The 22814-nt window shown below is 63.4% G+C and carries 20 protein-coding genes and 1 pseudogene; 13 read left to right on the top strand and 8 right to left on the bottom strand.

Going from position 1 to position 22814, the window contains the following annotated elements:
* The 4 genes and pseudogenes from GVL12_RS21915 to GVL12_RS21930 all read left to right on the top strand — a co-directional run.
* Positions 1 to 251, top strand: a pseudogene (locus GVL12_RS21915) (4-hydroxy-2-oxovalerate aldolase); the annotation flags it as partial.
* Between the two features lie 40 nt (positions 252 to 291).
* Entirely contained in the window at positions 292 to 1308 is a 1017-nt protein-coding gene (locus GVL12_RS21920; protein ID WP_159917689.1) for a flavin reductase family protein, read from the top strand.
* A 48-nt stretch (positions 1309 to 1356) separates the two neighbouring features.
* Entirely contained in the window at positions 1357 to 2325 is a 969-nt protein-coding gene (locus GVL12_RS21925) for a tripartite tricarboxylate transporter substrate-binding protein (protein WP_159917690.1), read from the top strand.
* A 92-nt stretch (positions 2326 to 2417) separates the two neighbouring features.
* Positions 2418 to 3395, top strand: a complete 978-nt coding sequence (locus GVL12_RS21930) for a porin (RefSeq protein WP_159917691.1) — start codon at positions 2418 to 2420, stop codon at positions 3393 to 3395.
* Positions 3396 to 3674: 279 nt separating this feature from the next.
* Here GVL12_RS21930 and GVL12_RS21935 read toward each other — a convergent pair whose 3' ends face one another.
* Both GVL12_RS21935 and GVL12_RS21940 read right to left on the bottom strand, forming a co-directional pair.
* Positions 3675 to 4613: a tripartite tricarboxylate transporter substrate binding protein gene (locus GVL12_RS21935; RefSeq protein WP_159917692.1), complete on the bottom strand. Its 939-nt coding sequence runs from the start codon at positions 4611 to 4613 to the stop codon at positions 3675 to 3677.
* 17 nt (positions 4614 to 4630) lie between these two features.
* Positions 4631 to 5629: a porin gene (locus GVL12_RS21940; protein ID WP_159917693.1), complete on the bottom strand. Its 999-nt coding sequence runs from the start codon at positions 5627 to 5629 to the stop codon at positions 4631 to 4633.
* Positions 5630 to 5917: 288 nt separating this feature from the next.
* Between GVL12_RS21940 and GVL12_RS21945 the strand changes: the two genes are divergently transcribed.
* The 9 genes from GVL12_RS21945 to GVL12_RS21985 all read left to right on the top strand — a co-directional run bounded on the left by GVL12_RS21945 (position 5918) and on the right by GVL12_RS21985 (position 16344).
* Positions 5918 to 7315: an MmgE/PrpD family protein gene (locus tag GVL12_RS21945; protein ID WP_159917694.1), complete on the top strand. Its 1398-nt coding sequence runs from the start codon at positions 5918 to 5920 to the stop codon at positions 7313 to 7315.
* Positions 7316 to 7357: 42 nt separating this feature from the next.
* Positions 7358 to 9115 (top strand): thiamine pyrophosphate-requiring protein, encoded by a 1758-nt coding sequence (locus GVL12_RS21950; protein WP_159917695.1) that lies wholly within the window; start codon positions 7358 to 7360, stop codon positions 9113 to 9115.
* A gap of 61 nt (positions 9116 to 9176) precedes the next feature.
* Positions 9177 to 10154, top strand: a complete 978-nt coding sequence (locus GVL12_RS21955; RefSeq protein ID WP_159917696.1) for a hydroxymethylglutaryl-CoA lyase — start codon at positions 9177 to 9179, stop codon at positions 10152 to 10154.
* 160 nt (positions 10155 to 10314) lie between these two features.
* Positions 10315 to 11475 carry an acyl-CoA dehydrogenase family protein gene (locus tag GVL12_RS21960; protein ID WP_306770613.1) on the top strand — a complete coding sequence of 387 codons (1161 nt, stop codon included), beginning with the start codon at positions 10315 to 10317 and terminating at the stop codon, positions 11473 to 11475.
* A 21-nt stretch (positions 11476 to 11496) separates the two neighbouring features.
* Positions 11497 to 12021, top strand: a complete 525-nt coding sequence (locus GVL12_RS21965) for a MaoC family dehydratase N-terminal domain-containing protein (protein WP_159917698.1) — start codon at positions 11497 to 11499, stop codon at positions 12019 to 12021.
* A gap of 16 nt (positions 12022 to 12037) precedes the next feature.
* Positions 12038 to 12526 (top strand): acyl dehydratase, encoded by a 489-nt coding sequence (locus GVL12_RS21970; RefSeq protein ID WP_159917699.1) that lies wholly within the window; start codon positions 12038 to 12040, stop codon positions 12524 to 12526.
* A 28-nt stretch (positions 12527 to 12554) separates the two neighbouring features.
* On the top strand, positions 12555 to 15038 hold the full coding sequence (locus GVL12_RS21975) for a CaiB/BaiF CoA-transferase family protein (protein WP_159917700.1): 2484 nt from the start codon (positions 12555 to 12557) through the stop codon (positions 15036 to 15038).
* A gap of 12 nt (positions 15039 to 15050) precedes the next feature.
* Positions 15051 to 15635 (top strand): cysteine hydrolase family protein, encoded by a 585-nt coding sequence (locus GVL12_RS21980; RefSeq protein ID WP_159917701.1) that lies wholly within the window; start codon positions 15051 to 15053, stop codon positions 15633 to 15635.
* The gene (locus tag GVL12_RS21985; RefSeq protein ID WP_159917702.1) at positions 15583 to 16344 is read left to right on the top strand and encodes a TetR/AcrR family transcriptional regulator; all 762 of its coding nucleotides are present in this window, start codon (positions 15583 to 15585) and stop codon (positions 16342 to 16344) included. The genes GVL12_RS21980 and GVL12_RS21985 overlap by 53 nt, the downstream gene beginning before the upstream one ends.
* A gap of 567 nt (positions 16345 to 16911) precedes the next feature.
* On the opposite strand, the gene GVL12_RS21990 is transcribed toward GVL12_RS21985, so the two are convergent.
* From GVL12_RS21990 to GVL12_RS22015, 6 genes are all read right to left on the bottom strand, one after another.
* A complete protein-coding gene (locus GVL12_RS21990) occupies positions 16912 to 17895 on the bottom strand; it encodes a CBASS cGAMP-activated phospholipase (RefSeq protein ID WP_159917703.1) in 984 nt (327 codons plus the stop codon).
* Complete coding sequence (locus tag GVL12_RS21995) at positions 17895 to 18281, bottom strand: hypothetical protein (protein WP_200843994.1); 387 nt, start codon at positions 18279 to 18281, stop codon at positions 17895 to 17897. Before GVL12_RS21995 ends, GVL12_RS21990 begins: the two co-directional genes overlap by 1 nt.
* Positions 18282 to 18343: 62 nt before the next feature.
* Positions 18344 to 18733: a hypothetical protein gene (locus GVL12_RS22000; protein WP_159917705.1), complete on the bottom strand. Its 390-nt coding sequence runs from the start codon at positions 18731 to 18733 to the stop codon at positions 18344 to 18346.
* Between the two features lie 207 nt (positions 18734 to 18940).
* On the bottom strand, positions 18941 to 20398 hold the full coding sequence (locus tag GVL12_RS22005; RefSeq protein ID WP_159917706.1) for an NAD-dependent succinate-semialdehyde dehydrogenase: 1458 nt from the start codon (positions 20396 to 20398) through the stop codon (positions 18941 to 18943).
* Positions 20399 to 20592: 194 nt separating this feature from the next.
* On the bottom strand, positions 20593 to 21780 hold the full coding sequence (locus GVL12_RS22010) for an FAD-dependent monooxygenase (protein ID WP_159917707.1): 1188 nt from the start codon (positions 21778 to 21780) through the stop codon (positions 20593 to 20595).
* 20 nt (positions 21781 to 21800) lie between these two features.
* Positions 21801 to 22772, bottom strand: coding sequence for a tripartite tricarboxylate transporter substrate binding protein (locus tag GVL12_RS22015; protein ID WP_159917708.1), 972 nt, complete (start codon positions 22770 to 22772; stop codon positions 21801 to 21803).
* Positions 22773 to 22814: the final 42 nt, after the last annotated feature.

Consider the following 22814-nt stretch of genomic DNA (forward strand, 5'->3'; position numbering starts at 1 on the left):
TCATGGACGCGGCCGACGACATCGTGCGTCCGCTGCAGGACCGTCCGGTGCGCGTGGACCGCGAGACATTGGCGCTCGGTTACGCGGGCGTCTACAGCTCGTTCCTGCGCCACGCCGAAGTGGCTGCGGCCAAGTACGGCCTGAAAGCCGTCGACATCCTGGTCGAGCTGGGCAAGCGCCGCATGGTCGGCGGGCAGGAAGACATGATCGTCGACGTGGCGCTGGACATCCTCGCAGCGCGCCAACGCTAACCGCCCCGAGACCAGACCCACCGCCTTTCGGAGACAGAACATGCAAGAAACTATCGCCCCCTCATTTGACGCCAAGGCCTTCCGTGCCGCGCTCGGCACCTTTGCGACCGGCGTCACCGTGATCACCGCCGTGGGCCGCAACGGCGAGCCCATTGGTCTCACGGCCAACAGTTTCAACTCGGTCTCGCTGGACCCGCCGCTGGTGTTGTGGAGTCTCGCCAGAAAAGCCTTCAGCCTTCAGGATTTCGTCGCCGCCAGGCACTGGGCCGTGCATGTACTCAGCGCCGAACAGGAAGGCATTTCCAACCAGTTCGCGCGCGGTGGCCAGGACAAGTTCGCTGGCGTGGCCTGCGTGCCATCGGAGCATGGCGTGCCACTGCTGCAACGCTGCGCGGCGCGCTTCGAATGCACGACCACTTTCCAGTATGAAGGTGGAGACCACATCATCTTCGTGGGGGAGGTCACGCAGTTCGAGAAGAATGCCCATCCCCCGCTGGTCTTTCACGCCGGCAAATATGCGCTAGCGGCGTGCAAGGATGTCGCTCTGCACCTCTCGCAGCCGGCCGGCACCGAGCCGCCGTCGTTCCGTGCCGACATGCTGGGCTACATGTTCGGCCGCGCGCGCAGAAATTTCCTGGACAGCATGCGCGGCCACCTGGCAAAGCACGGGCTGAGCGACTACGAATGGCGGCTGTTGACCATCATGCTGACCAAGAAGAACCTGACCAGCACGATGTTCGGCCAGTTCAATCAGGATGCCGCGCTGGACACCATTCTGCAGACGCTGGCCGCGCTCAAGGACAAGGGCTGGGTCACCACCGTTGAGCACACGGCGGGCGAAGAACCGGTGTATTGCCTGACCGACAAGGGCGTTTTCGACAGCGTGAGCCTGCTGGCGATCGCCAAATCCCATGAAGAACAGTTGCTGGGAAAAATGGACGACATGGATGGAGTACTGCTCAAGCATCTTCTCCACAAGTTCATTCAAAAGACAGAAGGTGGGTCGCCCAACCTGTGGAGCGATGAATTTATTTTGAAGGAGAGCGTTGACAGCTGAATGAAAATTAATAATCCATTCCAATAACTTCATCAAGGAGACAAAGTTTTGAAAAAACCAAAAATTAAAATCATTGCTCCGGCAATCTTGGGCCTCACATGCATGTTGGCAAATGCCCAGGAAAATAATCCGGTGCGCATCATCATCGGTTTTGCAGCCGGTGGCAATGGCGACATCATTGCACGCATGCTCGCGGAAGAACTGCGCCCGGTGCTGGGACGCAATGTCATTGTGGAAAACAAGCCCGGTGCGGGTGGCCGCCTCGCGGCCCAGACGCTCAAGTCAGGGCCGGCCGATGGCAGCAGCTATATGCTCGCACCCGATAGCTGGGCTATTTTCCCGACGATTCTGAATACCGAGGCACAACTGCGCTACAACTTGAAAACAGATTTTTCGCCGGTAGCACGCATCGCCTCCTTCCCATTGGGTCTGTTCGTTGCGGAAAGCACCGGCGTAAATACGCTGAAGGAGTATGTGAAAAAAGCCAAGGACAATCCGGGCATCGCGCTGTATGGCTCGTCCGGCAGCGGCAGCATCACGGAATTCCTGGGCATCATCATGTCCCAGGAATTTGGTTTCAAGATGACCGTCGTGCCATTCAAGGGCGGTGGTGAAGTCAAGACCAACCTCATCGGCGGTCAGGTGCCCGTGGGCATCATGACACCAGGCGATGGCCTGGCGGACGTCGGCACGAGGATCAAGCCTCTTGGTTTCTTCGTCGAAGAACGCTGGTCGATCGCGCCACAGGTGCCGACTTTCAAGGAGCAGGGCTTCAACATTGTCCATGGCGGCGCATTCTCCGCGTTCTGGACCCATGCCAAGACGCCCGAAGCCGAGCGAAGAAAAATGGAAGAAGCGCTGAAGAAGGTGCTCGGCAAGCCCAGTGTTCAGGAGCGTCTGGCCCATATCTACGTGCGCGCGGATTTTGCCGAGGGAAAGGTGCTTGGCGAACAGGTTGATCAGCTGATTAATTATTGGACTCCTATTGTCAAGGAAGCCAACCTCAAGGCTCAATAATAAAAAAGCCTGTCACAAGATGGCAGGCGCTTTATTCGAGCAATTGGAGATATTCAGTCTCCATAGTTGAAAATTTTCATATTAGGAAAAATATGCTGCGATTTTTTTGTGCGGTAGCTCTTTCTGCGCCCTGCCTTGTCCATGCTCAATCCCATGTGAACGTGAGTGGCGGTTTTGTTGCAGGCTACAAATTCACCCCATCGAAAAGCGATGGAACTGCTTCCAAGAACGCGATAGATAACCTCGAGGCCGCCGGAAGTAATTTGACATTCCGGGGTGTGGAGGATCTGGGGTCGGGACTGAAAGCCAATTTCGTCCTGAACCACCGATTCGATCCAACCACCGGCTCGCAAACTGGCAGCAGCTTTTTCACCAATTCCAAGATCGGCATTTCAGGTGGTTTCGGCGAAATCTCCATGGGGAAGATGTGGGGCCCGGTCGACGAACTGCTGCGCCGCCAGCTCGATGTCTACATGCCGCTGGGCCTGGGCACCACGGTCTACGGCGGCCCCCTCGATGCGCCCACGCGCTACAACGGCACGCTGATGTATATGTCGCCTGAAGTCGGTGGGGTGCGGGTGTCGGGTGCGGTGGTTTCCAAGAGCAACATGGCGTCCAAGCAGCAGCACACGACCGAATTGGCGGCCCGCTACAGGAACGGCCCGCTGGTCCTGGGCTTGGGCTACACGCTCAATGCTGGCAATACCGCCTCGGCCGTCGACAACTTCAAGGACCGCGACGTGCTCACCGTCGGTGGGCGCTACGACTTCAGCAAGCTGCAACTGGGCCTGACCTACAGTCGGGTGTCCGCGCCGGGCCAAGCCCAGGACTCCGATCGCTACAGCCTGGGTGCACGTTACCCCCTCACCAATGCACTGGCGCTGAAGTTCGGCTATGAGTTTCTGGAAGTGGCCAACCGGGATCAATCACGGACCGTCGCCTTCGGCGCCGAGTACCGCGTGAGCAAGCGCACCATGTTCTTTTCCGAGGTGGGCCGGACTCAGTCAGACATCCGCGCCAGGGACGACAAGGGGGTGACCTTCATGCTCGGCATGGCCCACCGCTTCTGATTGGCGCGCGGCACTGGCCCCGCCGCGCAAGAAAGCAGCGGGGTCAGCACCAAAATCCGCGCACTCCCCCTGTCAGGCGAAGCGGCTTCAAGCTAAAGCCGCTTCGCCTGGATGGGGTTTAGGTGTTGATGAAGCTGCGATAGGTCGCTGGGGTGGCGACGTCCCAGCGCTGCGCCCTTTGACCCAATAACCCCTCAATAAACACCCATGGGTGTTTATTGAGGGGGAGTCTTCATTTTATTTCCCACTCGCCATCGCATACTCCTTCACCAAGGGCCTTCAGAAATTCAACAGATTTTTCACTTCCCTGTCTAAATCCTGCGACCCAGAAAATTCAGGATAAACCGAGGTTTTCAACACCTTTTGCCTGAATGAATCTTTGGCGACGATATTTTTAATCGCCTTCTCCATTTTTTCACGTTCGCTTGCCTCCGTTTTTGACGAAGCCCACACGCCCATGAAAGCTTCTCCCTGGGTAACATCAAACCCTTGTTCTTTGAGGGTTGGAATGTTCGGCGCCACGCTCCAGCGTTCCTTGGTCATGAAACCGAAAGCGGTTATTTTTCTTTCCTTGGTGAACTGCAAAATTTCACTGGGCGCCATGATTCCTGCAGCCACTTGATTTCCGAGCAAAGCAGTTTTCACCTCGCCCCCGCCTTTGTACGGCACCACCGTCATTTTTACGCCGAACTTTTCTCTCATCAAAATTCCGAGAAATTCGGTAATGCTGCCGGTTCCGGCAGAAGCATACAAGGTCAGGTCCTTGTTTTTCTTCGCCAGTTCCACAAACTCCTTGAGATCTTTGGCGCCCGACATTTGGCTGCCATAGAAGCCCAGCGGGTAACTGATGACCTTGGCCACGGGCGCCATGTCCTTGAGGTAGTTGTAGCGCAGCGTGGTTTCTGGCAACAAGAGCGTGGGAAAGATCGCCCAGTTGTCGGGAGCGAACATGTAAGTCGTCCCGTCGGGCTTGGACGACTTGAGCATCTCGGCAGCGATGCGCCCGCCGGCACCGGGCTTGTTTTCGACAATGACATTTCTGCCTAGCTCGCCACGCAATTCTTCCGCCAGCAGGCGTGCGACCGTGTCGCTCGTCCCTCCGGGAACAAAGCCGACGAGCAGCCGGACGGGGGCCGAGGCGTTTGCTGCGGCGTATTGGCTGGCAGTCGCCAAAAGCAACGTACAAGCGGAAAATCGGAAATACTTGAAAATTTTCATCGAAACTCCTTGAAAAATCAGAACGCTTTTCTCATGCCAATGGCAAAGGCAGAATTGCTCGACTTATTTTTTTTCTTTCCAACGCCCACATCAAAATACAAACGCGTCAATTTACTCAAGTTGTAGTCGTAGCCAATGCCAAACTTCTGTCTTTCGCTGAAAGCATAGTCGCTGTCCAATCTAGAATAGGCGGCCTTCAACCGGCCGGGGCCTAATCTCGCATCCATGCCCAGCATATATTGCCTGGAGGTGGTATTGAAATTCTTGTTTTTCCCCTGTGCCACGTAACCGATGACGCGGAATGCTTCAAAACAGTAAATCAATCCCAGGTTGACAAGCTCGTCATTGACCGCCGCATTGGCGACGACTGCATTATTTTTCTTGGCATAGCCAAGGCCGGCATAGAGTTTGTTTTCCTGATACTGCAGATTGAATCCGCTTTGCGCCCTTCCTTGATTTTCATGCATGCCATAGGCGACATCAAAACTCAATCCATTGAAACGTTTGGATTTGAAGCCGATGGAGTTATTGGTGCGTGAAGCATTGTCAGACGCCGAGCTGAAAACCGCATACAGATTGGCTGTCCCAACCTGTGCGACACCGTCGGCGCCAAAGGGGTCCGATTTGATGGCCACCCAGAATGCCGGCATGTAGTCACGGCCCATCCACATCGTGCCGATGTCCTGATGGCTCAAACCAAGGGTGGATTGCATGAAAAACGGCTGCTGACTCGGGTACGTGCCGGTGTCCGGATTGAACCGGTGCTCGAGCAGAAAGCCCATCGACAACCCTGCGCCAAGATCTTCCGTGCCGCGGAACCCCCATCGCGATGCAGACGCCTGCTTGACCTGCCAGGCATCACTGGCGCCATTGGCGCCAGCGTTGGCGGACTGCCCGCCGTTGCCTTTGGCGACCCCGAGGTCGACCACCCCATAGATCTCAACCTTGCTTGCGGCGCTGACTGCGCAGGAGGCGGCACCCAGGATCACTGCGAAAGCCAATTTACTTCTCACCATGGAACACTCTTTTGTTCTATTTATTATGTTTTTTCATTAAATAATAGAACAACTGCGGTTTACCCTCATCCCACTGGGTTGCTGCGACGGTGACGCCCGTACTACCTGGGCGCGCCACGGCGCCATGACTCTCTTGGGCAGGCGCGGACACCTGCGCTCCGCGGGCAATGCCCCCTCTTGAACTCACCGGGCATCGGAAGCAAGGGAATTCCCTGAAACATTGATCTTGTCTTATTTTTGATGTGAAGTATAAAATTCACATATACAACAAATTAGGTGCATGACTTCATGATTGACCGGGAAGCTACTTCCTCCTTGACGCTGACCCAGCAGATCGCCGCCCATTGGTGCGCCCGCCGCTTTCACGATCTGCCCGACCACGAAGTCGCGCTGGTGCGTCAGCGCCTGCTGGACACCCTTGCCGCAGGCATGGCGGGCACGCAGGCGCCCGAGACCCTGGCCGTGCGCGCCGGCGTGGTGGCGATGTATGGCAGCAACCTTGAATCCCCGGCCCCGGCCGCTGTCTGGGGCCTGCCCTTGCACTTGCCCGTGGCGCAGGCTGCGCTGGTCAACGGCACGGCCGCGCATGCCCGCGAGCTCGATGACTTTGATGGCTGCGGCCATACCGGCGCCGTGGTGGTACCGGCCGCATGCGCTGTGGCCCAGGCATGCGGCGCCGATGGTGCCACGGTGATCACGGCGATTGCCGCCGGCTATGACCTGGCCGGTCGCATGCTCAACGCCGCTGGCGGCTACCGTCCGCACAACGGTCTGGGCTGGCACTCGACGGCCACCTGCGGCACGTTTGGCGCCGCGCTGGCCGCAGCATACGTGTTGCAGCTCGACGCCGATCGCACCGCCCAGGCACTGGGCATCGCGGGAACCTATCTGGGCGGCGTCTGGGCGTTCATGCAGGACGGGGCGATGACCAAGCGCATGCACCCTGGCAAGGCCGCAGAGACCGGCGTGGCCGCCGCTTATCTGGCGCAGGCCGGCATGACCGGGCCGAGGTACATCCTCGAATCAGAGTGGGGGGGGTTCTTCAAGACCTATTGCGGCCCCCATGCGCGCCCCGAGCGCGTACTGGAAGACCTCGGTACCTTCAACGCCATCACTCTGACCGGTATCAAGCCCTACGCCTGCTGCCGCGCCTCGCACGGCGCCATCGATGCCTTGCTGCAGCTGCAGCAAGAGCACGGCCTGCGCGCCGACGAGATTGCCCGCATCGCCGTGCATTGCCCGGCCCACACCGCCAAGCTCGTGGGCAGCTATCGCGTGGACAGTGTGCTCGACGCGCAGATGAGCCTGCCGTATGCCCTGGCCGTCACCGCCGCCACCGGCCAGGCGAATCTGCCCCAGTTTGCGCCCCCGCGGGCGCAGGACCCGCAGATCCAGCGGCTGATGCAGGCCATCGCCCTGGTACCCGACCTGCCAGCCGACCATATCCATGGCCCGCTGCTGCAGGTGGAATGCACCGACGGCCGCAGGCTGCAGGCGCAGGTGCAGTTTGCCAAGGGCGCGCCGCAAAACCCGATCACCGACGCCGAGCTGCGCGCCAAGGCGCAGTCGCTGATGGTTCCATGTCTGGGACAGGAACGCTTTGAGGCCATCGACCAGGCCATCGCGGCCCTGCCCCACTGCAACGACTTCCGCATCTTTGCCGCATTGCTCAGACCCGCACCGTAGCCGCAACTTCGCAATCTCTTTCTTATTTTTGCAGGATCTTCCATGAACATGCCCCGAGAACTGCCCAGCGAAATCGCTGCGCAGCCCACTGCAGGCGCTTGCCCCCCGTCGGTGGCCCAAGCCTATCTGTCCCTGCTCAAGACGCGCGGCATCGACTACTTCTACATTGGCGCGGGCACTGACACCGCGCCCATCGTCGAGGCCTATGCCAAAGGCGCGCAGACCGGGCAGGACTTTCCCACGCCCGTGGTCGCCGTGCATGAAAACCTGGCCGTCGGCATGGCCCATGGCTACTACATGGTCACCGGCAAGCCCCAGGCGGTGATGCTGCACGTGACCGTGGGCGCAGCCAATGCAGTCTGCGGTCTGATGAATGCCGCGCGCAGCCAGGTGCCAATGTTCTTCACGGCGGGGCGCACACCGCTGTATGAAAAAGGCGTGCTCGGCGCGCGCAACAGCCCTATCCACTGGGCGCAGGAGATGTTTGACCAAGCCGGCATGGCGCGCGAGCTGGTCAAGTGGGACTACGAGCTGCGTGACGGCCGCAATGTCGACGAAGTCGTCGACCGCGGCCTGTCGATCGCCATGGCCGAGCCACGCGGCCCGATCTACCTGACGCTGCCGCGCGAGGTGCTGGCCCAGCCCATGCCAGCCGACTACCAGCGCCGCCCGGCCCAGCCCATGGTCAGCGCCGCCTATCCCGATCCGCACGGAGTGGCACGCATCGCGCAGGCCATCAAGGCGGCCAGGTACCCCCTGTTTGTCGTCAGCTCCAGCGGTGCCGATACCCAGACCGTGCCGGTGCTCGACGCGCTGCTGCGCACCTACGGCATCGCCGTGGCCGAAAGCATGGGCCACTATGTGAACGTGCCGTACGGCCACCCCCACCACCTCGGGCATGACGCCACCGCGGTAGTCAGCCGCGCCGACGTGGTAATTGCTCTGGAAAGCGATGTGCCTTGGGTGCCCGGCCGGGCCGAGCCCGCCGAGGAGGCCTTCATTGCGCAGGTCGGCGTGGACCCACTGTTCCAGGACCTGCCACTGCGCAGTTTCCAGTCCACGGTGACGCTGGTGTCGCGCGCGCTGCCGTTCCTGCAGGCGCTGGCCGCCGAGTTGGCGCGCATTGGCGCTGCGGACACCGCCGCCGCGCGCCTCACCAAGATCAGCGCCGACAGCCAGGCATGGCGCGACGGTCTGGCGCGGCAAGTCGCGCAGGACGAGGTTCAGGGCGGCCTGATCACCAAGCAATACCTGTCGCGGGCCGTCGACCAGGTGCGTGGCGAGGATTCCATCGTGGTCAGCGAATACACCATCCGGGCCGAGAACATGTCGTTCTCCGCCCCCGGCTCCTACTTCCTGAACTCGACCGCCGGCGGTCTGGGCTGGGGCTTTCCTGCAGCGTTGGGTGCTCAGCAGGCCGCACCTGACAAGCTGGTGATCTGCGTGCAAGGCGACGGCGCCTACATGTTCACCAACCCGGCGTCGTGCCACCAGGCGGCGGAAATGCACGGTCTGCCGGTGCTGATGATCGTCTTCAACAACCACCACTGGCAGGCCGTGGAGCAGACCACGCTCGCCGTCTACCCCGATGGCGCCACCCGCGCCTACGTCAAGGAACACGGCCATGCCCCGTTGTCGGGTCTGGGCCATATGCCGGACTTCGAGCTGTATGCCCAGGCCTCGGGCGGCTACGGCGAAAAGGTCTCGACCCGCGAGCAATTGCTGCCGGCACTGCAGCGCGCCATCCACGCGGTCACGGTGGAAAAGCGCCACGCCTTGCTCAACGTCATGGGCGCCTGAGGCTGCGGCGCGCAGCCCGGCCTCCTCCACGATTTTTACTCCATTCAGACAAGGATTTGCCATGAACGACTTCCCCAAAGCGGTTGCCATCAAAGAAGAAGGTCCGCGCGAAGGTTTCCAGATCGAAAAAGCACAGATCAGCACGCACGACAAGGTGCGCCTGATCGACGCCCTGTCGCAGACCGGCTTGCAGCAAATCGTGGTGTGCTCGTTTGTCAATCCCAAGGTGGTGCCGCAGATGGCCGATGCCGACGAGATCTGCCAGCGCATCACGCGCCAGCCGGGTGTCAAGTACACCGGCGTGTGGCTCAATGAAAAAGGCCTGGACCGCGCCAAGGGCACGGGCGTGCTGGACATCACCGGCTCGATCACCCTCACGGCTTCGGCCACTTTCTTGCAAAAGAACCAGAACTCCAGCTTCGAGCACAACCAGGCTGAAGCCAGCCGGATTGCCGCCAATTTCGCTGCCAGCCAGATTCCGGTGCGCAATGTGAATGTAGCGTCGGCATTCGGCTGCAACTTCGATGGCGACATTCCGCTCGAGCGCGTGCTGTCGCTGATTGACGCCGGCCTGCGCATCGCCCGGGAAAACGACCTGCATCCCGAACGCATCAGCCTGCTCGACACCATGGGCTGGGCCACGCCGGTGGCGATCCGCAAGACCGTGGGCGCCATCCGCGAGCGCTTTCCGGACAAGCAGATCGGCCTGCACCTGCACGACACCCGCGGCATGGGCATCGCCAATGCCTACGCCGGCCTGGAGATGGGTGTGACCTCATTTGATGCCTGCGTGGGCGGCCTGGGCGGCTGCCCGTTTGCCGGCAACCCGGGCGCTGCCGGCAACGTCTGCACCGAGGATCTGGTGTTCATGCTCAACGAGATGGGCATAGAGACCGGCATTGACCTGGACAAGCTGATCGAGTGCGCGCAGCTGGCCGAAGAGATCGTCGGCCATCCGCTGCCCGGACGCGTGAAGCTGGGCCGCAACCTCGACCGCATCCGCGACCGCGTGCGCCAGGCCCAGGCCGTCGCTGCCTGAGTCCCCCGGCGCCCGCCTTCCACCGTTGCATTTCCCCGCACCCACAGCGCCCCTGGGGCGCGCTGCGGGAAGTGGCACGCCCAAAAAACCGCTACCGAGAACGAACATGAACGCAGTTGCCGAATTTGATACGGACGCCCCAAGCTTCCAGCTCCCTCCCATGGTCCAGGAGATCCGCGACATGACCCGCCGCATCGTGCGCGACGAACTGATGCCGCTGGAGCAGCAGTACCTGGCCAGCGACTGGGCCACCTATGGCGCGGCGATGGAAAACCTCAAGGGCGTTTTCGACAAGAAGATCGTCGACCGCCTGGTGTCGATCTCCAAGGACACCGGGCTATGGAACATGACCGTGCCCGAGGAGCACGGCGGCACCGGCATGGGCCTGCTGGCCCAGATCGTCGTCAGCGAGGAACTGCACTACTGCGCCGTGCCGTTTCCCATGGCTTCCGTGCCCAACATCCTGTACGAGTCCACAGGCGACCAGATCGAGCGTTTTCTCAGGCCGGTGATTGCCGGCGACAAGACCGCCTGCTTCGCGCAAACCGAGGCCAATGCAGGCTCCGACCCCGGCGGCATGATGCAGACCCGCGCCACCAGGACCGAAGGCGGCTGGCTGATCAATGGCACCAAGATGTGGATCTCCAACGCCATGAGTTCGGACATCATCCAGGTGCAGGCGGTAACGGATGCCGAAAAACGCCAGCGCGGCGGCATCACGATGTTCATCGTGGAAAAGGGCGCGCAAGGCCTGCACATCGAGGAAAGCGGCATCCGCACCTGGCTGGGTTCGCGCTCGGCCCAGTACGTCGTGCATTTCGACAATGTGTTCGTTCCGGACGGCAACGTGCTGGGGGCCGTTGGCAATGGCTTTCGCCTGGGCCAGCGCTGGCTGACGATCCATGACCGCCTGCTGCGCGCGCCCCAGGCCCTGGGTCGCATGCAGCGTTCGCTGGACATGTCGGTGGAGTGGTCCAAGCAGCGCGTGACCTTCGGCAAGCCGCTGTCCGAGCGCCAGGCCATCCAGTGGCGCCTGGTCGACATGCATGTGGATATCGAAGCGCTGCGGGCGCTGACCTACGCTGCAGCGGCGCGCGGCGACCGCGGCGAAGACGTGCGCAACGAAGCCTCGTTGGTCAAGTTCACGGCCGGCGAATGGGGTGCACGCACGCTGGATCACGCGATCCAGATCCATGGCGCCATGGGCGAAGCCCTGGAACTGCCCCTGACGGTGTTCTACCGCCTGCTGCGCCACATGCAGATCGGCGGCGGCACGACCGAGATGCAAAAGATGCTGATCGCGCGTCAGCTGCTCAAGTAAACCCGCGCAAAGGAAGACGACATGTCCCATATCACTCCCGCAATGCAGGCCCTGATCGGCGTGCCCGGCGAAGTGCAGACCGCGCCCACGCCGCTGGGCCCCGACACGCTGCGCCGCTTTACCCAGGCCGTGATGGAAAGCGATCCCGTGCACTGGGATCCGATAGAGGCCGAGCGCCGCGGCTTTGGCGTGCTTGTCGCCACGCCGCTGCAGCCCATGCACCTGTTCGCGCGCCCGGCTGGCACGCCCGATACCTTTGAGCGCTTCCAGGACAAGCCCGACTGGGACGGCATGGGCGGCACAGTCAGCAAGGGCCTGCCCAGCCTGAACCTGCCCTTCAAGCGGCTGCTCAACGGCGGTTATGCCTGCGAGTTCTTCCAGCTGGCCAAGCTCGGCGATGTGGTCAGCCGCCAGTCACGCTATGTCGATCTCAGTGAACGCGAGTCCTCGTCGGGCCCGATGATCGTCTTCAAGACCGAGACGCTCTACACCAACCAGCATGGCGAAAAGCTGCTGCGCATCGTCCACACCGAACTCGCGCGCTGATCCAGGAGATACAGGAATGAGCCAAGCTACTACCAATGCCCCGGTCTTCGAGGACCTGCGCGTGGGCGACGACATCACCGCGCTGGTGCGCGGCCCCATCACCACCTCGCACCTGATGCGCTGGTCGGCCGCCATCGAGAACTGGCACCGCATCCATTACGACCTGCCGTTCGCCACGGAACATGACAAGCTGCCCGGCCTGCCGGTCAACGGCACCTGGAAGCAGCACTTCCTGGTGCAGATGATGCGCGAATGGCTCACACCCGCAGGCTGGCTGTGGAAGATCGACTTCAGCTTCCGCAAGCTGGATGTTGTCGGCAGCACCCTTACCGCCTGGGGCCGCATCACCGCGCTCGAAGTGCGCGACGGCATGGGCTACGTGACCTGCGAGATCGGGATTCGCAACCAGGACGGCCAGGAAAGCACACCCGGCACCGCCATCGGCGTGCTGCCGCTCAAGCAGGGCCAGGCCGTGCCCTATCCGTTTGCCAGCCATGATGCATAACGCCGCGCCAAGGAGCGCGCTTCAAGGCGTGCGCGTAGTCGAATTGGGCGGTCATCTTGCGGCCCAGTTTGGCGCGCGACTGCTCGGTGACTTCGGTGCGCAGGTGCTGAAGATCGAAGGTCCGAACGGCGATCCGCTGCGCCACGAGGGCCCGGCGGCGCCCGGCGCCGCGCACAGCGCACTGTTCGAGTACCTGAACTGGAACAAGCAAAGCCTGCAGCTCGACCCCACACACGCTGCGGACGCAGACACGCTGGCAGCGCTGCTGCAAGCGGCCGACGTGCTGATATACGGTTATGGCCCCACCGAGACGGCGCAGGCCTGGGGCTGGACCCCGCAAGCGCTGCACCAGCGCTTGCCGCACCTGGCCATCGTGGCGGTGAGCGACTTCGGTTGGCACGGCCCCAAGGCCCACTGGCAGGGCGGCGATCTGGTGCTGCAGGCGATGGGCGGCATCATGTCCTTCAGCGGCCTGCAAAACCGCGAACCGCTCAAGCCCGGCCTGCGCCAGTCGGCCTATTGTGCAGGCCTCAATGGGGCCTACACCGCGATGGCGGCTTACTTTCATGCGCTGCGCGCCGGCCAGGGCAGCCTGATCGACCTGTCGGCCATGGAAGTCGTGGCCTCGGAACTGGTGTCGGTCTTCCCGGCGTACTCGCTGGCCGGCGTGGTGGCGGCGCGGCGCTCGGCCGTGCAGGACCCGCTGCTCAGTGGCGAGCCGCTGCCGGTGCGCGATGGCTATGTCACGCTGCAGGTCAATCCCCTGTACGGTCCGGACCGCTTTGCCCAGTTGCTCGGCGAGCCGCGCCTGTGCGACAAGCGCTTTGCGTCGCAGCAAGGGCGCATCGACCATGCCGAAGAGCTGCGCGCGCTGCTGCACGCCTGCCTCGCCGAGCGTTCGGGCCGCGAGCTGTTCGAGAAGGCCAATGAAGAAGGGCTTCTCAGCGGCGTGCTGCAATCGGCCGCGCAACTGATGGAATGCGAGCACCTGGCGCAACGCGATGTCTGGACCGAGGCGGGCGGCGCACACGGCGCGCCATGGAAGCTGCCGGCGCGCATCGCCCATCTGTCGGCGACGCCGGTGGCGGTGCACCAGCCAGCGCCGGCGCTGGGCAGCATGGCGCGCGCCGATGCGCTGGCAGAAGCTGCGGCGGCAAGCGCCCGCCGGGCGGCGGCAGGCGTGCCTGCCCTGGCACCCCAGGCGCCGCTGGCCGGCCTGCGCGTGCTGGATCTGTCCACGGTATTCGCCGCGCCCTATATCGGCGCGCTGCTTGCGGACCTGGGCGCCGAAGTCATCAAGATTGAAGCCCCGAAACGCCTGGACCAGTTGCGCGCCGGCGGTTTTGGCTACCTGGTCGACAACGATCCCGGCGACGCAGGCTGGAACCGCTGCTCGACTTTCCAGATGCTCAACCGTGGCAAGCGTTCGGTGGTGCTGGACCTGCAAACCGTTGCCGGACGCGAAGTGCTGTGCGAATTGGTCGCGCAAAGCGATGTGCTGATCGACAACTTCACTCCGCGCGTAATGCGTGGCTGGGGTCTGCCGTATGAAAAGCTGGCCGCGCTGAACCCGCGCCTGGTCATGCTGTCGAACACCGGCTACGGCTCCACCGGCCCCTGGTCCGAATTCAAGGCCCAGGGCACCACCCTCGAAGCCACCATGGGCCTGAGCGCCTACGCGGGCTACGCGGGCGAGGCCGCCACCAAGGTCGGCCAGTCCTATCCGGACTTCCTGGCGGCCTGGTCGGGCATGACCTGCATCATGGCAGCGCTGGTGCACCGTGAAAAAACCGGCCAGGGCCAGTGGATAGACCTGGGCATGTACCAGCTGGGCGCCATGGTCATCCCCGAAGCATTGATCGCCGTGCAAAGCGGGCAGCCCGATGTCGCTTGTCGCGGCAATGCCGAGTGGGGCGCGGCTTTCAGCGGTGTGTTCCCGGCAGCGGGCGACAACCAATGGGTGGCGGTGTCCGCCTCTTCCGGGGCCACAGCTGAGCAGTTGCGGCGCACCCTGGATCTGCCCGCGAGCGCCAGCGTGCAGCAGCTTCAAAGCGCTTGCCGCGCCTGGTGCCTGCAGCGCAGCGCCCAGGTGGCGGCCGAACAGCTGCAGTCGGCGGGCATCGCCGCCGGTGCCGTCAACGACGCCAGCGACCTGCTGCGCGATCCGCAGTTGCTGGCGCGGGGCTTCTTCGAGTGCGTGGATTTCGAGTCGGACATCGGCGTGCGCGCTCTGATCGGCAGACCGTACCAATGGCAGGGCGCACCTGTCGGCATCCGCCGACGCGCCCCGCATTTTGGCGAGGACAACGCCGCGGTGCTCGAATCCCTGCACCTGTGCGCCGAGCGCGTGGCGGCGCTGCACGCCAGCCAGGTCGTCTCCGACACGCCACTGCAGCCGCCCAAGTTGCGTCCCGTCGACATCGCGTCGCTGGTCGCCCGCGGCACGATCAAAGCCTATGACAGCCGCTACCGCGAACGCTCGTCGTCCCTTCCTTCACCCACTGCTGTTTAAGAAACTTTCACCATGATCCCATCTGTCTACCTCGTGCTTGATATGCAAAACGAACTGGTCCATGAAGACGGACCCGCTGCCAAAGGCCCGATGGGCGCCCTGCTCAAGCAACGCAGCACCCTGGAAAACACCCAGCTGGCCATCGAGCGCGCGCGCGCCGCCGGAGTGAAGATCGGCTTCGTGCGCATCGGCTTCTCGGCGGACTACCACGAGTGCCCGAGCGCCTCGCCGTTGTTTGGCGGCGCCGCCAAGAGCGGCATGTTCCAGCTCGGCACCTGGGGCACCGAAATCCACCCTGCGCTAGATCAGCGCGCAGGCGACATCCAGGTCACCAAGCACCGTGTCAGTCCGTTCTACTCCACCACGTTGATGGCCCAGCTCGGTGCCGCCGGCATTCGCCGCATATACTGTTCGGGTGTCAGCACGCAAGCCGTGGTGCAGGCCTGTGTGCGTGATGCCCATGACCGTGACTTTGAAGTCATAGTGATTGAAGATGCTTGCTGCGCACACTCCGAGCAGGAGCACCAGAATTCGATCCAGAGCATTGCGCGCTTCTGCACGGTGGAAAAAGCCGCTACCGTTAACTTCGCCGCCTGAGCGCATCCTCCGCCGCGGCATCGCCACCTACATGTCCGAAGACCTCACCCTCCCCACCGAAACGCTGAGTGTCCGCGAACGCGGCAAACAGCGCCGCCGCATCCGTATCAAGGAAGCGGCGCGCACTGTATTTTTGGAGCGTGGCTACGAGGCCGCGACGACGCGCGAGATCGCCGATCGCGCCGATGTATCGCAAGGGACCCTGTTTGCCTACGCGCCGACCAAGTCGGAGCTGCTGCTGATGATCATCAACGATGATCTGGAAGTGCTGCGCGCCGACCGATTCGGCAGCGAGACCCTGACCCGGCCGCTGATCGAGATCCTGCTGGATTTCGCCAGTCTTGACATGGCTTACTGGGCCCAATATCCCGAAATGGCGCGCCAGGCCCGGCGCGAGGTCGGCGTGGTGCTGCTGGGCCGGCCTAGCGGCCCCGAAGCGCTGCGCTATGCAGCCTGGAAGCCCACCTTGCTGCAAAGCCTGGCGGCCATCGTGCGCGAAAAGCAGGACGCCGGCTTTCTGCGCCCGGCAATCTCGGCCGAACTGGTGGCGGAACTATGGTGGGCCATTTACAACCAGAACCTGCACAACTGGCTGGTGTCGGACAAGCCCGATGTGGCCAAGGGCCTGTCGCAGCTTCGCAACCTGTTGCAGTTGGCCATTGCCGGCATACAGCCGTTCAGCGCGACCACCCTGCCCTCCACGTACTGATTCCCGCCAACGACCTGACTTGTGGCAGGAAATGCGCCTCGGCTCAGGCGACGGGGCTGAGCGCCAGGGGCACGCCGGATATGCGTGTGCATGGAGAGGATCTTGGCCCCCGGGCATGCGGGTGCGCACCGGGCAGCGCGAGCGCCTGAGGTCAAGACCATCTTGGCACAAGCCGGTCAAGGTATGCCATCGTCTGCACCTTCTTGCGTTCAGCGGCCCGCCATCCAGAATTGCGGCGAAGGTACCACGAATCAGCCGGATCGCTCGTTGCAGCACTTGCAGCAGTGCCTGCCGGATGAGCCTGTCCATACCCGGCTCGCGCTGTGGGCATCACCATGAATCGGGAGTCCAGGCGCTTGGCGACTCAATGACTGAGAACGGGGTTTTGCGTGTCTCAGTCGGCTGAGATCGTGCGCTTGCAAGCTCGACATCCCTTGCGCGATTTGGTCCTCATAATGACAAAGTACACGGACGCCAGCTTCTCGGACATCCTTTTGTCGGCAGACTCCCAGGGCATTCATCACCATCGGACAGGCATCAGGCCCTGCCCAGTTGTTGCGGACCGGATCAATGGCTCAGGATGTTCCTGAGGAGCGTTTTTTCTTGGTCCGAGAGGGCCGCGATGCACTCGTCACCCAGGGACTGCAGCAGCCTGGTGCTATCTGCATCGGCGACATCCAGGCCCAGGCGCTTTTGCTGGGCTGGCGGCTGGGTGAAGTTCAAGCGGATGTAGTTGCTCGGGCCCAGTTCCCTGCCGGCCGCGGTCACAGCCTGCACCTCCTGGGCGGCCATGACGACGTCCAGCAAAGGCTTGACCAGCGTCAGTCCGCGCTGGGGCATGCCCACGGGATCCCGTCCATGTTGCGGGTTGGCCGTTCCGATGCTAATCATCACGATGTCGGCCGCCGGCCCCCAAAGCTGCCTGGCGCTTTGCAGCGCGAGCATGTCTGGCGCATTGGCGGCGAGGCCGCCATCGACGAAGACATGGTTGGCGGCAGCATGCGCAGCGAAGTAGGTCGGCGCCGCAGACGTCGCCAGCATGGCATCCATCAGCGAAAGCCCCAGTGGGTCCTTGTCGGGCATCCCGCCGCTAGCCAATAAATGCAGCTTCGATGAATTCCAGTTCACCGTCGGCAGCAGCAGGGGCACCCGCAGTTGCCCGAGCTTGTCCATCTCCGCTTTCGGGATTGCTTGCTTGATCGCCGCGCGCAAGTGTGCTGTGTCATAGAGGGCCTTGCCCACGGCCTGGCGAAAGCCTTGGAACCACCTGGCCGGAAAAATCCGCTCGCCGTGGTCCAGCAGCAACTGCTTGACCTGCTGCGGCTTGCAGCCACTGGCCAGCGCCGTCGCGATGATTCCCCCGATGGAAGTGCCGGCGAACATGTCCACCCGCTCAAGCAAATTGCCATGGCCGAACTCGCGGTGGATCCGCTCCAGGACATGGGCGGTGAAAAGGCCACGATAGCCCCCGCCGGAAAGGCTCAGGATGACCCGCCGGCGACGCAGGTTTTGCCGCGCGGCATCAGAGAGGAACGGGACGTCGAGATCCATCAGAGCGCGTGCACCGCTACGCCCCGGGCAGCGACCTGCTTCAGGTAGAGATTGTCCGGCTCGGTGTAGCAGACCTTGAGCAGGTCTGCCGTGGCGATGAGCAGGCGCAGATCTTGTGCAAGTGGCGCTGCCCCCCCAGCCCCCTGGCTTTGCAGCGGCGCAAAGCTGCGCCATTCGATATAGCGCTCCAGCACCTTGTCATCGACATTCGTCAGCATGGAGGCGCCGTCGGCGCGCAGATTCGCGTATAGCGCATCGAGCAGGGAGAACCACTCGTTGCGCTCACGCAGGGCGTGGATCTTCTCGGCCACCGCCGCCTTGGCGATGGCCATCGAAAGATCGCTGACGATGCACTCTGCAGGCCTGATCGTGCCGAGCCACTGCATGGCCAGGGGCTCCTGATTCGCCATCCATAGCAAGCACCGGGGCCCGAGCAGGTACCGGCTCATCAGTAGTGCCTGGCTGGCACGTCGATGTCACCTTGAGCTCCGGACATCTGGGAGGAGGACATATCGACGGCTCGACGTGGGCGTGGAAGCGACATGCAAACGTCGGCCACCGTTCGTGTGGCCCGTTCGTTGCTGGAAAGAGCGACCATGTGGGCCTCGCTGACGATCACGTAGCGCTTGCTGCCTTGCGAAATCAGGGCGACCCCGTCGTGATCGGCCTGTCTGAGTACCGAGCCGTACTGGGCCTTGAAGGTCGAGATCGGCATCGGAGTATTGCGCGGCACGTCTGAGCCGATCAGGTGACTCAGAACTCGCAAGGCGCGACTCAGCGGATCGCGCTCCAACTCGGCCAGAGCTTCACCAGTGCGTGCGGAGAAATGGGATGGCATGATGGAGCTTTCTGGTCAGGTTGTCCTGCCATTGTTGGTCAGGTTGTCCAGCCTGTCAAGGCAAGCGTCCCAAGAGCGCCGGGGCGAGCCTCTGGAGGTGCATCCTCCGGACAGACATGCCCAGCCCGTGAAAAGCTCCACATCGATTATTTCCGGCACGCTGGCTCCCATCGGGTTGGGAAATCATCACCTTGCGCATTGAAATCCTCAGAGCGCCATGATGGACACGCTCTTGGTGTTGAGATAGGATTCCAGCGCTTCGGGCCCGCCTTCGGAGCCGTAGCCGGAGTCTTTCACGCCGCCAAAAGGCATTTCCGCCGAAGCTGATGCCGGCTGGTTGATCCACAGCATGCCCACTTCGAGGCCGCGCGCAAGTTGGTGGGACGTGCGCAGCGAGCGGGTGTAGGCATAGGATGCCAGGCCGAAAGGCAGACGGTTGGCTTCGGCGATCGCGTCCTCGATGCAACTGAAAGCCTGCAGCGCGGCTATGGGGCCGAACGGCTCCTCGTTGAACACCTGGGCATCGCGCGGCACATCGAGCAGCACCGTGGGGGCCCAGAAGTTGCCGCTGCTGCCCAGGCGCTCGCCGCCGGCGACCAGCGCCGCGCCGCGGCCACAGGCATCCTGGACCAGCGCCTGCATCGCGGTGATGCGCCGCGCATTCGCCAGCGGACCCATGGTGGTGGCCGCGTCCAGGCCGTTGCCGACCTGCAGCGCGCGCGCCTTCTCGACAAAAGCCGCGGCGAAGTCCTTCAGGATGCGCTCATGCACCAGAAAACGCGTGGGCGCGATGCAGATCTGGCCCGCGTTGCGGAACTTGCCGGCGCTGGTGCAGCGCGCCGCCAGCGCGATGTCGGCGTCTTCGGCGATGATCACCGGCGCATGGCCGCCCAGCTCCATGGTCACGCGCTTCATGTGGCGGCCAGCCAGCGCGGCCAGTTCCTTGCCGATCGGCGTTGAACCAGTGAACGTGAGCTTGCGGATCACGGGGCTGGCGATCAAATGGGCCGATATCTGCGCCGGGTCGCCGAACACCAGGCCGACGACCCCCGGGGGCAGGCCCGCATCGACCAGGGCCGCGACCACGGCTGCAGGCGCCGACGGCGTTTCCTCGGGCGCCTTGACCAGGCAGGAGCAGCCCGTTGCCAGCGCCGCGCCGAGCTTGCGCACCACCTGGTTGATGGGGAAGTTCCATGGCGTGAAGGCCGCAACCGGGCCCACGGGCTCCTTGAGCACCATCTGCTGCACCGCGAGATCGCGTGCCGGCACGATGCGTCCGTACACGCGCAGGCCTTCGTCGGCGAACCATTCGAGGATTTCAGCGCCGGCCAGGACTTCGCCGCGCGCTTCGGCCAGCGGCTTGCCCTGCTCCTGCGTCAGGTTGCGGGCAATGTCGTCGGCGCGCTCGCGCAGCAGCGCTGCCGCCCGGCGCAGCATGGCGCAGCGCGCGTGCGCGCTGACGTCGCGCCACTGCAGGAAACCGCGCTGCGCCGCGGCCAGCGCCCGGTCCAGATCGGCGACGTCGGCATGCGCCACCCTGCCGATCGCCTGGCCCGTGGCCGGATTGAGCACTTCGATGCTTCTGCCGCCCGTGGCTTCGACCCACCGGTTGTCGATCAGCAGCAGCGTATCGGGGTAACCGGCCGTGTCATTTGCTAAGCTCATCTCTTTCCTATCGCTCTGGAATGTCGCCAGGCCGGCGCCGTGCAGGCATGGCGCGGCCGCGCCTGCGACGCGGCAGGCGGGTTGGCATGGGTGGGGAATAGGCGCGCGCCGCGCGCACGCAGTGGGTCGAGCGGTACTGTTTTCGCGCTCAGCAGCCCGGGCATTCCGTCAAGCGGCTGCCCGGGAAGTCACACTCAGATCGCGACCTTGGCTGCGTCGTAGGCGTAAAGCCAGTCGTAGCGGTCGGCGATGGGCTCGCTGCTCCACTCGCGCGCCAGGTACCGGTCGGCGGATTCTTCCGTCGCCAGCTCCGGGCTGTGGAAGCGGCCGGTGTTCGACATGGCACCGCGCACCATACGGCTGGTGCGCTCGATGCGCGCGCTCTCGTAGCGCTGCAGCGCCGCCGCGGGCATGGCCTTGCCTTCTTCCAGGCAGCGCGCCAGTACCACACCGTCTTCGATCGAGTGCACCGCGCCCTGGGCGAGGAAAGGCAGCGTCGCATGGCAGGCGTCGCCCATCAGGCTGACGCGGCCCAGCGACCAGCGCTCGATAGGCTCACGCTTCATCAGCGCCCATTTGAGCAGCGTCGGGCTCAGGCGGATCATGGTCTGCACGTCTTCGCTCCAGCCCGCGAAGTCGGCCAGGCATTCCTCGGTGGTGCCGGGCTCGCAGCCGGCCTGGGCGGTCCAGGACTTGCCTTCGATGGTGGCCACGAAGTTCATGATCTCGCCGCGGTGCAGCGGGTAGCTCACCACATGCGCACCGGGGCCGATCCAGGTGCTGCCCACATGCACCTGCATGTGCTGCGGCAACTGGTGCATGGGAATCAGGCCGCGCCAGGTCACCATGCCGGAGAACTCGGGATTGCATTCGCCCCACAGCGTGTTGCGGATCACCGAGCGCCAGCCGTCGGCGCCGATCAGCACGTCGCCGCGGATCTTGCGGCCGTCGTCGAGCACCAGCGTCGCGCCGGTGTCATCCTGCTCCAGGCCGGCCGCGCGGCAGCCCAGGTGGATGGCATCGGGCTTGAGCGCACGCACCGCGTCGGCCAGGGTATCGAGCAGGTCTGGACGGTACACCGTCAGATAAGGGTAGCCATACTTTTCAATCGCCTTCTTGCCCAGGTCGAACAGCGGCCAGGCCTTGCCGGTGTTCCACAGCCGGAACTCCTTGCGTACCGGGTCGCACGACAGCTTCTGCAGGGTCTGGAACACGCCCAGCGCGTCCAGCGCGCGGCAACCATTGGGGCTGATCTGAATGCCCGCGCCGACTTCCTTGATCTCGGGCGCCTGCTCGTAGATCTCTACATCGATGCCCTTGCGCAGCAATCCCAGCGCCGCCGACATGCCCCCGATACCGCCACCGGCAATGATTACTTTCATCTTGCTACTCCTTGTTGGACTCATTCGACCTTGATGTCAGCCTTGGCGATCACATCGCGCCAGAGGCTGATTTCCTGATGAAAAAACTGCTTGAACTCGGCGACATTGCGCTGCGAGGGCTGGGCACCGCGCTGGCTCAGGTAGCTGGCCAGCGCAGGCGACGCCATGACTTCGCGGATCGCCGCATTGAGGGCGTCGAGAATCGGCTGGGGCGTGCCGGCGCGCGCGAACATGCCGAACCAGGTGCTGGCGCCGAACTGGCCGTAGCCCGCCTCCTTGGCCGTGGGCACCTGGGCCAGCACCGGCCAGCGTCGCTCTCCAGTGATCAGCAGGCCGCGCAGCTTGCCGGCCTCGATGAAGGGCGCAAGGTTGGCGGCGTCGAGAAACACCACCTGGGTCTCGTTCTTCATCACCGACTGCATGGCCGACATCGCGCCCTTGTAGTTCACGGGTAGCATCTTTACGCCCGCCTGCATGCAGAACAGTTCGCCTGCCAGGCGCGTGGAAGTGCCGGCGACGGCAGCGTTGAGCGACTCGGGCTGCTCCTTGAGCTGCGCGACCAGCTCGCCTATGCTCCTGGCCGGAACCTGCGGTGCGACGGCGATGGCGAACGGCAGCGACATCAGCTGCGCGACCGGCGCGAGATCGCGGGCCGCGTCGTAGCGGCTCTGGTGGCTCTTGTAGAGGCTGGGGTTGATGGCCGAGGCCGGCGTGTCGGTGAGCAGGGTGTAGCCGTTGGCCGGAGCGCCGAGCAGCGCGTTCATGCCGATGGCGCCCTGGCCGCCGGGGCGGTTCTCGACGATCACTGTCTGCCCCAGGCGCTTGGACAGCCCTTCGGCGACCAGGCGGCTGGTGATGTCCACCGTGCTGCCCGCGTCATAAGGGGTCACGATGCGGATCGGACCGCTGGGATAGGCTTTCGCGGAGGCCGCGGCGGCGACGGTGGCGAAGGCTGCGGCGCAGCCCGCTTTCAAAACAGCACGACGTTGCATGGACTTGTCTCCTTTGGATACTGCACGGACTCCGGTGCCGCG

It is taken from the genome of Pantoea sp. 18069 (genome assembly GCF_902706035.1).
Classification (GTDB): domain Bacteria; phylum Pseudomonadota; class Gammaproteobacteria; order Burkholderiales; family Burkholderiaceae_C; genus Comamonas.